This is a genomic window from Variovorax sp. LjRoot84, from assembly GCF_964254305.1.
Taxonomy (GTDB): domain Bacteria; phylum Pseudomonadota; class Gammaproteobacteria; order Burkholderiales; family Burkholderiaceae_C; genus Variovorax.
On the sequence record NZ_CAXUTE020000001.1, the window covers coordinates 912225 to 924997 of the forward strand.

A 12773-nucleotide genomic window follows, 5' to 3' on the forward strand; every position below is an offset into this window, starting at 1 on the left:
CCGCCGCAACCCCGCACCCGCATCATGCCTTCGCAGACTTTCACCATCGGCGAACTCGCCAGGGAATTCGACCTCACCACGCGGGCGATCCGCTTCTATGAGGACATGGGGCTGCTCGCCCCGGAGCGCGCCGGGCAGCAGCGCGTCTATACCGCGCGCGACCGTGCACGGCTGACGCTCACCCTGCGCGCCAAGCGGCTCGGCCTGAAGCTGACCGAGGCCAAGGAGATCCTTGACATGTACGACAGCCCGCGCGACACGGCCGCGCAGCTGCAGCGCTTTCTCGGCGTGCTCGGCAACCACCGCGCCCAGCTCGAGGCCCAGCTGGCCGAGCTGGAGACCAACCTCGCCGAGGTCCGCGCACAGGAAAAGCAGGCGCGCGCCGCGCTCGCGCGTGCCGTCAAACCCAAGGCCCGCTGAGGGCCCGATATTCACCCCAGTCACCGACAATGGACAACACCATGCCCGACAACCTCGATGACCTGTTCTCCCACAACCGCAGCTGGGCTGCGCGGATGGAGCGCGATCGCCCCGGCTTCTTCACCAGCCTGGTGAAGCAGCAGACCCCCAAGTACATGTGGATCGGCTGCTCCGACAGCCGCGTGCCCGCCAACCAGATCACCGGCCTCGAGCCGGGCGAAGTGTTCGTGCACCGCAACGTGGCCAACATCGTGGTGCACTCCGACCTCAACGCGCTGTCGGCGATCCAGTTCGCGGTCGAGCGCCTCAAGGTCCGGCACATCATGGTGGTCGGCCACTATGGCTGTTCGGGCGTGCAGGCCGCGCTCGAAGGCGCGCGCATCGGCATCGCCGACAACTGGATCCGCCACATCCAGGACGTGCGCGACCGGCACCGGGTCATGCTCGAAAGCCTGCCGGAAACCGTGCGCGCCGATGCGCTGTGCGAACTCAACGTGGCGGAGCAGGTGGTCAATGTGGCGGTCAGCACCGTCATGGTCGACGCCTGGAGCCGCAACCAGACGGTCACCATCCACGGCTGGGCCTTCGGCGTGCACGACGGGCTGCTCGAGGACCTGGGCATGACCGTCGACGGCTCCAAGCCGCTGGACAACCTGTACCGCGCAGCGGTGCAGCGCATTCGCTACAAGTGGAGCAAGCCGGGCGAAGCCGCCCAACCCGTTCCGGACGTGCTCAAGGAAACCGACTGAGACCATGTTCCCCCAGCGCCTCGACTCGCCGCTGGCCTACGACATCGCAAAGGCGATGCGCGACGGCTTCAACCGCCACTACCAGCTGTTCCGCGCCGAGTCGGCGCGCGCCAAGCACCGCTTCGAAACCGCCGACTGGCACGGCCAGCAGCGGGCGCAGCGCGAGCGCATCGAGTTCTACGATCTGCGGGTGAGCGAGGCGGTGGCGCGGCTCGAGAAGGAGTTCAAGGCCGGCGACCAGCCGATGGACGTCTGGCACCAGGTCAAGCTGCACTTCATCGGCCTCCTGGTCGACCACCACCAGCCCGAGCTGGCCGAGAGCTTCTTCAACTCGGTAACCACCAAGATCCTGCACCGCGCCTACTTCCAGAACGACTTCATCTTCGTGCGGCCGGCCATCAGCACCGAGTACATCGAGCCGCGCGATGCGCCCACCTACCGCGCCTACTACCCCGAGCGCGAGACGCTGGCCGACACCATCGAGCGCATGCTCGAGGACTACGCGCTGCAGGGCGGCTACGCCAACCTGAAGCGCGACGCCGAGCGCGTGGCGGCCGCCATTCTCGGGCGCTTCCACCAGGTCAAGCTGCGCGCCAACTTCCAGCTGCAGGTGCTGTCGGGCCTGTTCTACCGCAACAAGGGCGCCTACGTGGTCGGCAAGATCATCAACGGTTTCATCGAACTGCCCTTCGCGCTGCCGATCCTGCACGACAGCGCGGACAAGTTCTACATCGACGCGGCGCTCTTCGGCGAGGAAGACCTGCAGATGCTCTTCAGTTTCGCGCGCGCCTACTTCATGGTCGACATGGAAGTGCCCTCGGCCTATGTGCAGTTCCTGCGCTCGCTGATGCCGCGCAAGCCGCGCGCCGAGATCTACAACGCACTCGGGCTGGCCAAGCAGGGCAAGACGCTCTTCTACCGCGATTTCCTCTACCACCTCAACTACTCGAGCGACAGGTTCCGCATCGCGCCCGGCATCAAGGGCATGGTGATGCTGGTGTTCGACCTGCCGTCCTTCCCCTACGTGTTCAAGGTCATCAAGGACTTCTACCCGCCGCAGAAGGACACCACGCGCGAGCAGATCAAGGGTAAGTACATGCTGGTCAAGCAGCACGACCGCGTGGGCCGCATGGCCGACACGCTGGAGTACAGCGACGTCGGCTTCCCGCTCGACCGCTTCGAGCCCGAGCTGATCGAGGAGATCCAGAAATTCGCGCCCAGCCAGCTCGAGATCGGCGACCGCGACGGCAACGGGGAGATGGAGGTGGTGCTCAAGCACGTCTACATCGAGCGCCGCATGATCCCGCTCAACATCTACCTGCACGAAGCCCTCGACCAGATGGAGCATCCCGAGCATGCCAAGCGCGCGGGCAAGCAACTGGAGCATGCGGTCATCGAGTACGGCAATGCCATCAAGGACATGGTTGCGGCCAACATCTTTCCCGGCGACATGCTGTGGAAGAACTTCGGCGTCACGCGCGGCGGCAAGGTCGTGTTCTACGACTACGACGAGATCGAATACCTCACCGACTGCAACTTCCGCCGCGTGCCGACGCCGATCCACGAGGAAGACGAGATGAGCGGCGAGGTCTGGTACTCGGTCGGCCCGAAGGACGTGTTCCCCGAGACCTTCGGCCCCTTCCTGCTCGGCAACGAGGCGGTGCGCGAGGCCTTCATGGCCCACCATGCCGACCTGCTCGACGCCGCCTTCTGGCAAAGCCACAAGGAGCGCATCCAGGCCGGCCAGATGCTGGACGTTTTTCCCTACGACGAGGCGCAGCGGTTCATTCACGATGGCCATGCGCCTTACTTTTAGCTCGCCCCCAGGCTGCGCGCACTTCGTGTCGCTCCGCCAACCCCGAGAGTAGATTTTTGCTAGTGCACATTTTTCTAAAGGAGCAACTTCCATGACCGAATCCATCGTTATCGTCGGCGCCGCCCGCACCCCCATGGGCGGCTTCCAGGGCGACTTTTCTTCTCTCGCGGCGCACGACCTGGGCGGCGTGGCCATCAAGGCGGCCGTCGAGCGCGCGGGCATCGCGCCCGACGCGGTCGGCGAGGTGCTGTTCGGCAATTGCCTGATGGCCGGCCAGGGCCAGGCGCCGGCGCGCCAGGCGGCCTACAAGGGCGGCCTGCCCGACAGCGCCGGCGCCGTCACGCTCAGCAAGATGTGCGGCTCGGCCATGAAGGCCGCGATGCTCGCGCACGACCTGCTGCTCGCGGGCACGCACGAAGTCATGGTCGCGGGCGGCATGGAGAGCATGACCAACGCGCCCTACCTCATGCTCAAGGGCCGTGGCGGCTACCGCATGGGCCACGACCGCATCTTCGACCACATGATGCTCGACGGCCTCGAAGACGCCTACCAGCCCGGCCGCTCGATGGGCACCTTCGGCGAGGACTGCGCGGCCAAGTACAAGTTCACGCGCGAGCAGCAGGACGCCTTCGCGATCGCCAGCGTGGAGCGCGCCAAGGCCGCCACCACCTCGGGCGCCTTCAAGGCCGAGATCGCGCCGGTCACGGTCAAGGGTCGCGGCGGCGACACCGTGATCGAGATCGACGAGGGCCCCGGCAAGGTCAAGCTCGACAAGATCCCCACCCTCAAGCCGGCCTTCAAGAAAGAGGGCGGCACCATCACCGCGGCCTCGAGCTCGTCGATCAACGACGGCGCCGCCGCGCTGGTGATGATGACCGAGAGCACCGCCAAGAAGCTCGGCGCCAGGCCGATCGCGCGCCTCGTCGGCCATGCCACCCACGCTCAGCAGCCCGAATGGTTCTCGACCGCGCCCGTGGGCGCCGTGTCCAAGCTGTTCAAGAAGACCGGCTGGGGCGTGAAGGACGTCGACCTGTGGGAAGTCAACGAAGCCTTCGCCGTGGTGCCGATGGCGCTGATGCACGAGCTCGACGTCTCGCACCACATCGTCAACGTGCACGGCGGCGCCTGCGCGCTGGGCCACCCGATCGGCGCCAGCGGCGCGCGCATCATGGTCACGCTCATCCATGCGCTGCAGCAGAAAGGCAAGAAGCGCGGCGTGGCGACGCTGTGCATCGGCGGCGGCGAGGGCACGGCGGTCGCGCTCGAATTGGTCTGAGGCAAGAGCAGGCACGATAACTGCAGTTCAGACCGCAACGAAGGCGGCGGCCGTTGGAAAAAAGGCGCCGTCCATTCGATGCGCGACCTTTCCACGCTGGAGTTCTCTTTTCATGCCGTCTCCGATTTCGAAGGCTCAGTTCGACAAGCTTCGCGCACTGGTCGACCAAGGGCGCATCCATACGGCCTATGACTACCTCGCCGACCGCGGCTACTACTACGCGTGCTGGGCCGCCGGCGATGTCGACGACAGCCTGCCGCCCGAGGCACGGGGCCGCACGGTGCCCGGCCTGGGCCTGGAGGCCCGCCAGAAGCTGACGGACCACGAGCTCGCGCGCTTCCGAACCAGCATGGCAAAGGGCTATCTGGGCGCCTTGCGGGCCCAGTTCGAAAACGGGCCCTCCATCACGCGCGACGTCAGCGCGGAAGAGACCGCCGAGTTTCATGGTGAGGTCTTTCGAACTCACTTTCTCGGCATCAAGGACTGGACCCTCTGCGTTCCCTTCGAGCTGCAGGAAAAAGCCGGCGGCCTCGAAGCAGTCGAGCGCTACTGGGACGGCGTGCTGCGAACCGCCGCCAAGCTGAGTGCGCGAGCCATTGCGCGCTCGGCCGCGCTGATCGCCGCCTAGCGACAGGCACAGTGCGCGGTTGACATTTTTTTGCCATATCGCCGCGCGCTGTGACATTTCTTGTTCGGCGCGGGGGCGAGCCGTGTCGCATTGAGCGGTACCTAGAATGATGGGCTTGCCCACTCCTAGGAAACCCTGTTCATGCTTCCGGCCATTCCCCGCCACGCGCTCGCCGCACTGTTCGCCACCGCTTTCCTTGCCCCCGCCGCCTGGAGCCAGACGCGTGACGAGGCGCTTTTCAGCGCCGCCACCGCCGAGCAGCCGGCCGTCGTGAAGACGCTGGAGCGGCTGGTCAACATCGAGACCGGCACCGGCGACGCCGAGGGCATGGCCGCCGCGGGCAAGTACTTCGAGGATGAGCTCAAGGCGCTGGGCTTCACTGTCACGCGCAGCAAGTCGACCGGCATCGTGGTCGGCGACAACATCGTCGGCAAGCTGAAGGGCAAGGGCGGCAAGAACATCCTCCTGATGTCGCACATGGACACGGTCTACCTGAAGGGCATCCTGGCCAAGGCGCCCTTCCGCGTCGAAGGCAACAAGGCCTACGGCCCCGGCATCGCCGACGACAAGGGAGGCAACGCGGTCGTCCTGCACACGCTGAAGCTGCTCAAGGAGCGCGGCTTCCAGGATTTCGGCACGCTCACCGTGCTGTTCAACACCGACGAAGAGAAGGGCTCCTTCGGTTCGCGCGACCTGATCCAGGAAGAGGCCAGGGCGAGCGACTACGTGCTCTCCTTCGAGCCCACCGGCGCCGAAGCCGAGAAGCTCTCGCTCGGCACCTCGGGCATCGCCTACGTGCAGGTCAACATCAAGGGCAAGGCATCGCATGCGGGCGCGGCGCCCGAGCTCGGCGTCAATGCGCTGGTCGAGGCCTCCGACCTGGTGCTGCGCACCATGGACATCGACAACAAGGCGCAGAACCTGCGCTTCAACTGGACCATCGCGAAGGCCGGTGCGGTGTCGAACATCATTCCCGACAGCGCCAGCCTCAACGCCGACGTGCGCTATGCGCGCAACGAAGACCTGGAAGCCGCGATGAAGACGCTGGAAGAGCGCGCGCAGAAGAAAAAGCTGCCGAACTCCGAGATCAAGGTGCTGGCCACGCGCGGCCGTCCGGCCTTCAATGCCGGCGAAGGCGGCAAGAAGCTGGTCGACAAGGCGGTGGCCTACTACAAGGAAGCGGGCGGCACGCTCGGCGTGGAAGAGCGCACCGGCGGCGGCACCGACGCGGCCTACGCGGCGCTCTCGGGCAAGCCGGTGATCGAAAGCCTGGGCCTGCCGGGCTTCGGCTACCACAGCGATTCCGCCGAGTACGTGATGATCGACGCCATCCCGCGCCGCCTCTACATGGCCAGCAAGCTGATCATGGACCTCGGCGCATCGAAGTAAACAGGCAGGCAGGAGGGTCACCATGCTGCTCAACGCCGACCAGGAAGCGATCCGCGACGCGGTGCGCGATTTTGCGCAAGCCGAACTCTGGCCTCATGCCTCGCGCTGGGACCGCGAGCACAGCTTTCCCAAGGAAGCGCATGCAGGCCTGGCGGCGCTCGGCGCCTACGGCATCTGCGTGCCCGAGGAAGACGGCGGCGCCGGCCTCGACTACCTGACGCTCGCGCTGGTGCTGGAGGAAATCGCGGCCGGCGACGGCGGCACCAGCACCGCGATCAGCGTCACCAACTGCCCGGTCAACGCGATCCTCATGCGCTACGGCAATGCGCAGCAAAAGAAGAAGTGGCTGCAACCGCTGGCCCAAGGGCAGATGCTCGGCGCCTTCTGCCTGACCGAGCCGCAGGCCGGCAGCGATGCCTCGTCGCTGCGCAGCACGGCGCGCAAGGACGCGGACGGCTGGGTGATCGACGGCGTCAAGCAGTTCATCACCAGCGGCAAGAACGGCCAGGTCGCGATCGTGATCGCCGTCACCGACAAGGGCGCGGGCAAGCGCGGCATGAGCGCCTTCATCGTGCCCACCGACGCGTCGGGCTACACGGTCGCGCGGCTCGAGGACAAGCTGGGCCAGCATTCGAGCGACACCGCCCAGATCAACTTCGACGCCTGCCGCATCCCGGCGGAGAACCTGATCGGCCAGGAGGGCGAGGGCTACAAGATCGCGCTCGGCGCGCTCGAGGGCGGCCGCATCGGCATCGCCGCGCAGAGCGTGGGCATGGCGCGCAGCGCCTTCGAGGTGGCGCTGGCCTACGCCAAGGAGCGCCAGGCCTTCGGCGGCTCGATCTTCGAGCAGCAGGCCGTCGGCTTCCGGCTCGCGGAATGCGCGACCCAGCTCGAAGCCGCGCGCCAGTTGATCTGGCATGCGGCGAGCCTGCGCGACGCGGGCCGGCCCTGCCTCAAGGAGGCGGCGATGGCCAAGCTCTTCGCGAGCGAGATGGCCGAGCGCGTGTGCAGCGCGGCGATCCAGACGCTCGGAGGCTACGGCTACGTCAACGACTTCCCGCTGGAACGCATCTACCGCGACGTGCGCGTGTGCCAGATCTACGAAGGCACCTCCGACATCCAGAAACTCCTGATCCAGCGCGCCCTGGCTTGAACATGGCAGCTTCGCACTGTCGAAAGCTGTATGGCGCCTGCGGCCAGGTTCCCTGCCGATTGGCGGATTCACGCGCGCGCTGCGAACGACCAGACTGGTGCCAGTGGAAACGATGAGGAGCGCATCATGGCAACGGATCTCATGACTCTCGGCGTGCTTGGAATGGTCATGCTGGGCGGCTGGCTGATCGATCATGTGGGCCAGCAGGCCAAGGCGCGCCTCGCGCGCGCTCGGAAGCCGGTGCAACGCAGGCCCTAGCTCTGCTGTCATCGATCTGGATGACAGACAGGCGCCGCCCAGCGGCGCAACATGGCGGCCTCTCTCCTCGGAGCTCTCGCCATGTCTCATTCGAATTCCGCCCTGGCCCTTCGCGCAGCGGCCCTCTCGTGCATCGCGGGGCTCGGCCTGCAGACCCACGCGCAATCCGCGCCCCCGGACATCGCCACGCTGACCGCCAGCGAGGCCGCGCAGCGCCTCTGCGCCGGCTCGCTGACCAGCGAGCAGCTGGTCTCGGCCTACCTCGCGCAGGCCAGGGCCAAGCCGCAGCTCAATGCCTTCATCACGCTCGACGAGGCCGGCGCCCTCAAGGCCGCGCGCGCGGCCGACACCGCGCGCAAGCGCGGCGGCCCGTGCAAGCCGCTGGCCGGCGTGCCGGTGGTCATCAAGGACAACATCCAGGTCCAGGGCCTGCCCGCCACCACCGGCACACCGGCGTTGAAGGGTTTCGTGCCGTCGACGGATGCGCCCGTGGTCGCCAAGCTGCGCGCGGCGGGTGCGATCGTGCTGGGCAAGACCCACATGCATGAGCTGGCCTTCGGCGTGACGGGCTACAACCCCGCGTTCCAGAGCGGGCCCGAGGTCGGCGTGCGCAATGCCTATGACGCGACCCGCATCGCGGGCGGCTCCTCCTCGGGCAACGGCGCGGCGCTCGGTGCGCGCATGGCGCCGGCTGCGCTCGGCACCGACACCGGCGGCTCGGTGCGCATTCCCTGCGCCTTCAACGGATGCGCGGCGCTGCGTCCGACCGTGGGCCGTTATTCGCAGCAGGGCATCGCGCCGGTCTCGCACACGCGCGACACCGCCGGGCCGATGGCGCTGTCGGTGGCCGACCTGGCGCTGCTCGACGGAGCCATCGCCGGCGGCGCACCGTTGGTGCCGGCCGAGCTGAAGCGCGTGCGGCTCGGCGTGGTGCCGGCCTTCTTCGCGAACCTCGATGCCGACACCAAGGCCGCCACCGATGCGGCGCTGGCCAAGCTGCGCGCGGCAGGCGTCACGCTGGTGGACGTCGAGATGCCGAAGCTGATGGAGCTCAATGGCGCGGCCGGCTTCCCGATCGCGTTCTACGAGGCGCACGACGACATGGTGGCCTACCTCGCGAAGTACCGCACCGGCGTCGACATCCGACAGCTGGCCGCGGCCGCTGCCAGCCCCGATGTCAAGGGTGCCTTCGAAGGCCTCGTGATCCCGCGCAAGCTGCCGGCCCCCAACGGCGTGGTCGATGCCAAGCCTGCCTACGACAACGCTATCGCCAAGGCCCGGCCGGCGCTGCAGAAGCTCTACCGCGACACCTTCAAGGCGAACAGGCTCGATGCGCTCGTGTTTCCGACGGTGACGCGCGTCGCGCTAGCCGCCACGCCGGAGGCCAGCAGCCCGAAGAACTTCGGCGCGCTGATCCAGAACACCGACCCCGCCGGCAACGCCGGCATCCCCGGCCTGCAACTGCCCTCGGGCCTGGGCGCCACGAGCGGCCTGCCGATCGGGCTGGAATTCGATGGCCCGGCGGGAAGCGACCGCAAGCTGCTGGCTCTGGGGCTGGCGGTCGAAGGGGTGCTGGGCCGACTGCCGGCACCCACGAAGTAGTCAGCGATCGCTGCCGGGCGCGGTCCAGCCGGCCAGCGCCGAACGGCGCTCGATGCCGAGCTTGCCGAAGATGCGCCGCAGGTAGGTGCGCACCGTCGGCACGCCGACTTCCATGCGCCGCGCGATGTCCTTGTCGGTCAGACCCTCGCGCACCGCCCGTGCGACCTGCTGCTCGCGCGGGCTCAGCTGCGGCCACGCAGCAGCAGGCTTTGCGTCGACGCGCTGCGCGCGCTCCAGCGCGCCGGCGAAGGCCGGCTCGATCAGGTCCAGCAGCGCCTTCTCGTGCGCGCCGAAGTCGCCGCGTCCCCGGCAGCGCCAGATGCGCAGGTCGCCCAGCGCGCGCTCGCCATGGAAGGCGTGCAGGTTCATGCCCCAGTGCAGGCCGTCGCGCGAGAGGAAATCGTTGAAGAAGGGTGTGCGCATCAGCTCGCGCTGCGGCATCACTTCGGTCACGCGGGTGGCACGGCGGCGCGATTGCAGGACGAAGGTGATCGGATCATGGTGCTGGTGCCATTCGGCATAGCGGTCGAGATTGGCCGGGTCCATGTTGAGCGCCACCCGGCGGCCGAAGCTGCCGCTCTCGGCATCCCACACGAAGGAGGCGAACTGGTCGGCATGCAGCAGGTCGAGCAGTGCCCAGCCGATGCGCTCGCGGATCTCGCGTTCGCCCTGGCTTTCTGCGAGCAGCGCGAAGATGCCGCGCAGCGCGTGCTGTTCCGAAGCTCTCAGGTACATGGCCGCCTCCTCTTTGTGCCGAGCTTAGTGCGCGAGCAAGTGCCGCGCCATCCGTGGCGATTCAGGGTTTGCGAGAGGGTTTGCACAATGCGCGAGAATCTGTCCTTCCCTCATGTCCACTTCCTCTCCCAACTCCGCGCGCGTTCCCTGCCCCTGCGGACGCCGCGACCGCCGGGAGCTGCCGCTGCCCTATGCCCAGTGCTGCGGGCGCTACCTCGACGATTTCGAGCGCACGCCAGCGACGGACGCCGAATCGCTCATGCGTTCGCGCTACACGGCTTTCGTGCTCGAGCGGGCCGACTATTTGCTCGCTACCTGGCACGTGTCGACGCGCCCTGCGACGCTCGGCTTCGAGCCCGGCGTCAAATGGCTGGGCCTCGAGGTGCGCTCGCGTTCGGTGCTGGACGCCGACCATGCCGAGGTCGAGTTCGTCGCCCGCCAGCGCAGCAGCGCGGGCGTGGCGACCCGGCTGCACGAACGCAGCCGCTTCGTGCGCGAGGACGACGGCGCAGTCAGCCGCTGGTACTACCTCGACGGCGATCTGCGCTGAAGCCGCGGGGCAACTGAAAAATCTGTTGCCGCCGCGCGCGGCCTGCATTGCGCGCTAGCAATTCGATAGCGCGCGGCGCGCCATTGTGTCCAGAACGGAGACAGTCCGATTCCGTTTGGCCTATTTATCCGCGGCCGTTGTGCCCGCACACTCTCTTCCAGACTTCAACACAACCTGGACCAGAGGGCGACATGACCCGCAGCACGAGGATTCCGACCGCATACCGGCAGTGGCTTTGGGCCATGCTGGCGGCACCGGTCCTGGGCGCTGCGCTCTGGATGGCCTGCGCCCCGGCGGCACACGCCGGCGACGCCGCCGACATCACGCCTTTCTCGAGCGCGCGCGGTGCCGAAGCCCCTGCGCCGTGGCGCTTCACCACGCTGCCCAACAAGACGCCGACCCGCTTCGAGGTCGTGCAGCAGGATGGCCGCCGTGTCCTGAAGGTCGAAGCCGACCAGTCCTACGGCAACCTCGTGCATGCCACCCAGGTGCCGCTCGACGCCTCCACCACGCTGGCCTGGCGCTGGCGCGTCGACGACTTCGTGAAGGACGCCGACCTGCGCAAGCGCAGCGGCGACGACGGCGCGGCCAAGCTCTGCGTGTTCTTCGACTTCCCCACCGACCGGCTGTCCTTCGGCGAGCGCACGCGCCTGGCGCTGGCACGGCGCACCACGGGCGAGCAGGTGCCCAGCGAAGCGCTGTGCTACGTATGGGACAACAAGGAAGCCAAGGGCAGCACGCTCGTGAACGCCTTCACCCAGCGCATGCGCATGGTGGTGCTCGAGTCGGGGCCGGCCGCCACGCCGGGCACATGGGCGAGCGAGCGCCGCAACCTGTTGACCGACTACCGGCGCGTCTTCGGCGACGAGGCCGGCGACACCATGCCCGACGTGGTCGCGGTCGCGATCTCGGCCGACGCGGACAACACGCAGGGCCACGGGCTGGCCTATTTTTCCGACATCGATCTGCGCAGCATCGCGCCCACGCGCAGCGCCGGAGGCTTTGCGGCGGGGCGTCCCGTGCCCGGGGAATAGCGGATGGACGATCTCGTCACGCTCCTCTCGGCCCAGGGTGCCGCCGTGGTGTTCTTCGCCACGCTGGCGACCCGCCTCGGCGCGCCGGTGCCGGCCGCGCCCTTTCTCGTCATCGCCGGCGGATTGTCGGTCGGCGGGCAGGTGTCATTCGCCGCCGTGCTGGCGGCCGCCCTGGTCGGCAACATCCTCGGCGACGGCGCCTGGTTCCTGGCCGGGCGCCGCTGGGGCTACCGCGTGATGCGCCTCCTGTGCCGCATCTCGCTGTCGGCCGACTCCTGCGTACGGCGCAGCGAGGCCATCCTCGGCCGCTGGGGCGGGCTGTCGCTGATCGCGGCCAAGTTCGTGCCCGGCGTGTCGGTGGTCGCGCCGCCGATGGCGGGCGCCTTGGGCATGTCGAACACGCGCTTCCTGTCCTACGAGACCGTGGCCGCGCTGATCTGGACGCTGGGCTTCCTCCTGCTGGGCCGCATCTTCCACGCGGCGATCCAGGACGTGCTGGCGGTGCTGTCCAGCGTCGGCCTCACGGCTGCGGCTGTCGGCACGCTGGTGCTCGTCGCTTTCGTCGCCTGGCGCTATCGCCGGCGCCGCATCGCGCTCGCTGCCGACGACATCGAGCATATCGAGGCCGGCGCGCTGCGCGAAGCCTTCGCGGCCGGTGCCCGCCCGACGCTGATCGACGTGCGCTCCGCCGAGGGACGCGCGCTGGATCCGCGCGCGATTCCGGGCGCCATCGGCATCGCGCTGCGCGAGCTCCCCGTCGAGCTGGCTGCCTTTGCCGACGGGCGCGAACTCATCGTGTTCTGCGACTGCCCCAACGACGAGTCCGCCATCGCTGCCGCGCGCGTGCTGATGAAGGCCGGTTTGCCGCGCGTGCGCGTGCTCGCCGGCGGGCTCTCGGCCTGGAGCGCCGCCGCCGCGATCGAGGTCGATGAAGAGGCACTGCCGGCCGGCGCGCCGGACATCGCCGCACATCCCGCTTGATCCCTGCCGCGAACGAGGCCTAGAATCGGTCCCGCTCCGGGGTGCACGCAGATGTGTGCTGAGATGGCCAAACGCCGAACCCGCGAACTTGATCTGGTTCATACCAGCGTAAGAAGAGCTGCGACTCCCCGGCCCCGGACATTCTTTTTTCCGCCGTGCCGATCCTGGAGCGATCGCGGAGC

13 protein-coding genes and 1 riboswitch are annotated in these 12773 nt (G+C 68.0%); of the genes, 12 read left to right on the forward strand and 1 reads right to left on the reverse strand.

The window, feature by feature from the left end; translation table 11 throughout:
- Positions 1–24: 24 nt before the first annotated feature.
- The 9 genes from ACSQ9I_RS04590 to iaaH all read left to right on the forward strand — a co-directional run bounded on the left by ACSQ9I_RS04590 (position 25) and on the right by iaaH (position 9291).
- Entirely contained in the window at positions 25–420 is a 396-nt protein-coding gene (locus ACSQ9I_RS04590) for a MerR family transcriptional regulator (protein WP_093109477.1), read from the forward strand.
- A gap of 41 nt (positions 421–461) precedes the next feature.
- Entirely contained in the window at positions 462–1169 is a 708-nt protein-coding gene (gene can, locus ACSQ9I_RS04595; RefSeq protein ID WP_093109601.1) for a carbonate dehydratase, read from the forward strand.
- 4 nt (positions 1170–1173) lie between these two features.
- Complete coding sequence (gene aceK, locus ACSQ9I_RS04600) at positions 1174–2985, forward strand: bifunctional isocitrate dehydrogenase kinase/phosphatase (protein WP_436312407.1); 1812 nt, start codon at positions 1174–1176, stop codon at positions 2983–2985.
- Between the two features lie 91 nt (positions 2986–3076).
- Entirely contained in the window at positions 3077–4261 is a 1185-nt protein-coding gene (locus ACSQ9I_RS04605) for an acetyl-CoA C-acyltransferase (RefSeq protein WP_436312408.1), read from the forward strand.
- 112 nt (positions 4262–4373) lie between these two features.
- Positions 4374–4889 carry a hypothetical protein gene (locus ACSQ9I_RS04610; RefSeq protein ID WP_436302841.1) on the forward strand — a complete coding sequence of 172 codons (516 nt, stop codon included), beginning with the start codon at positions 4374–4376 and terminating at the stop codon, positions 4887–4889.
- A 141-nt stretch (positions 4890–5030) separates the two neighbouring features.
- Complete coding sequence (locus ACSQ9I_RS04615) at positions 5031–6278, forward strand: glutamate carboxypeptidase (protein ID WP_436312409.1); 1248 nt, start codon at positions 5031–5033, stop codon at positions 6276–6278.
- A 22-nt stretch (positions 6279–6300) separates the two neighbouring features.
- Entirely contained in the window at positions 6301–7431 is a 1131-nt protein-coding gene (locus ACSQ9I_RS04620) for an acyl-CoA dehydrogenase family protein (protein WP_436312410.1), read from the forward strand.
- A gap of 126 nt (positions 7432–7557) precedes the next feature.
- A complete protein-coding gene (locus tag ACSQ9I_RS04625; protein ID WP_280142657.1) occupies positions 7558–7689 on the forward strand; it encodes a hypothetical protein in 132 nt (43 codons plus the stop codon).
- Between the two features lie 81 nt (positions 7690–7770).
- Positions 7771–9291 carry an indoleacetamide hydrolase gene (gene iaaH / locus ACSQ9I_RS04630; RefSeq protein WP_436312411.1) on the forward strand — a complete coding sequence of 507 codons (1521 nt, stop codon included), beginning with the start codon at positions 7771–7773 and terminating at the stop codon, positions 9289–9291.
- On the opposite strand, the gene ACSQ9I_RS04635 is transcribed toward iaaH, so the two are convergent.
- Positions 9292–10026: a response regulator transcription factor gene (locus ACSQ9I_RS04635; RefSeq protein ID WP_436312412.1), complete on the reverse strand. Its 735-nt coding sequence runs from the start codon at positions 10024–10026 to the stop codon at positions 9292–9294.
- Between the two features lie 112 nt (positions 10027–10138).
- Here ACSQ9I_RS04635 and ACSQ9I_RS04640 point away from each other — a divergent pair, with 112 nt between their 5' ends.
- From ACSQ9I_RS04640 to ACSQ9I_RS04650, 3 genes are all read left to right on the forward strand, one after another.
- The gene (locus ACSQ9I_RS04640; RefSeq protein ID WP_436293802.1) at positions 10139–10576 is read left to right on the forward strand and encodes a YchJ family protein; all 438 of its coding nucleotides are present in this window, start codon (positions 10139–10141) and stop codon (positions 10574–10576) included.
- A gap of 191 nt (positions 10577–10767) precedes the next feature.
- Positions 10768–11610, forward strand: coding sequence for a DUF3047 domain-containing protein (locus ACSQ9I_RS04645; RefSeq protein WP_436312413.1), 843 nt, complete (start codon positions 10768–10770; stop codon positions 11608–11610).
- Between the two features lie 3 nt (positions 11611–11613).
- Positions 11614–12591 (forward strand): rhodanese-like domain-containing protein, encoded by a 978-nt coding sequence (locus ACSQ9I_RS04650; RefSeq protein WP_436312414.1) that lies wholly within the window; start codon positions 11614–11616, stop codon positions 12589–12591.
- Positions 12592–12618: 27 nt separating this feature from the next.
- Positions 12619–12723: riboswitch (TPP riboswitch) on the forward strand.
- The last annotated feature ends 50 nt before the right edge of the window (positions 12724–12773 follow it).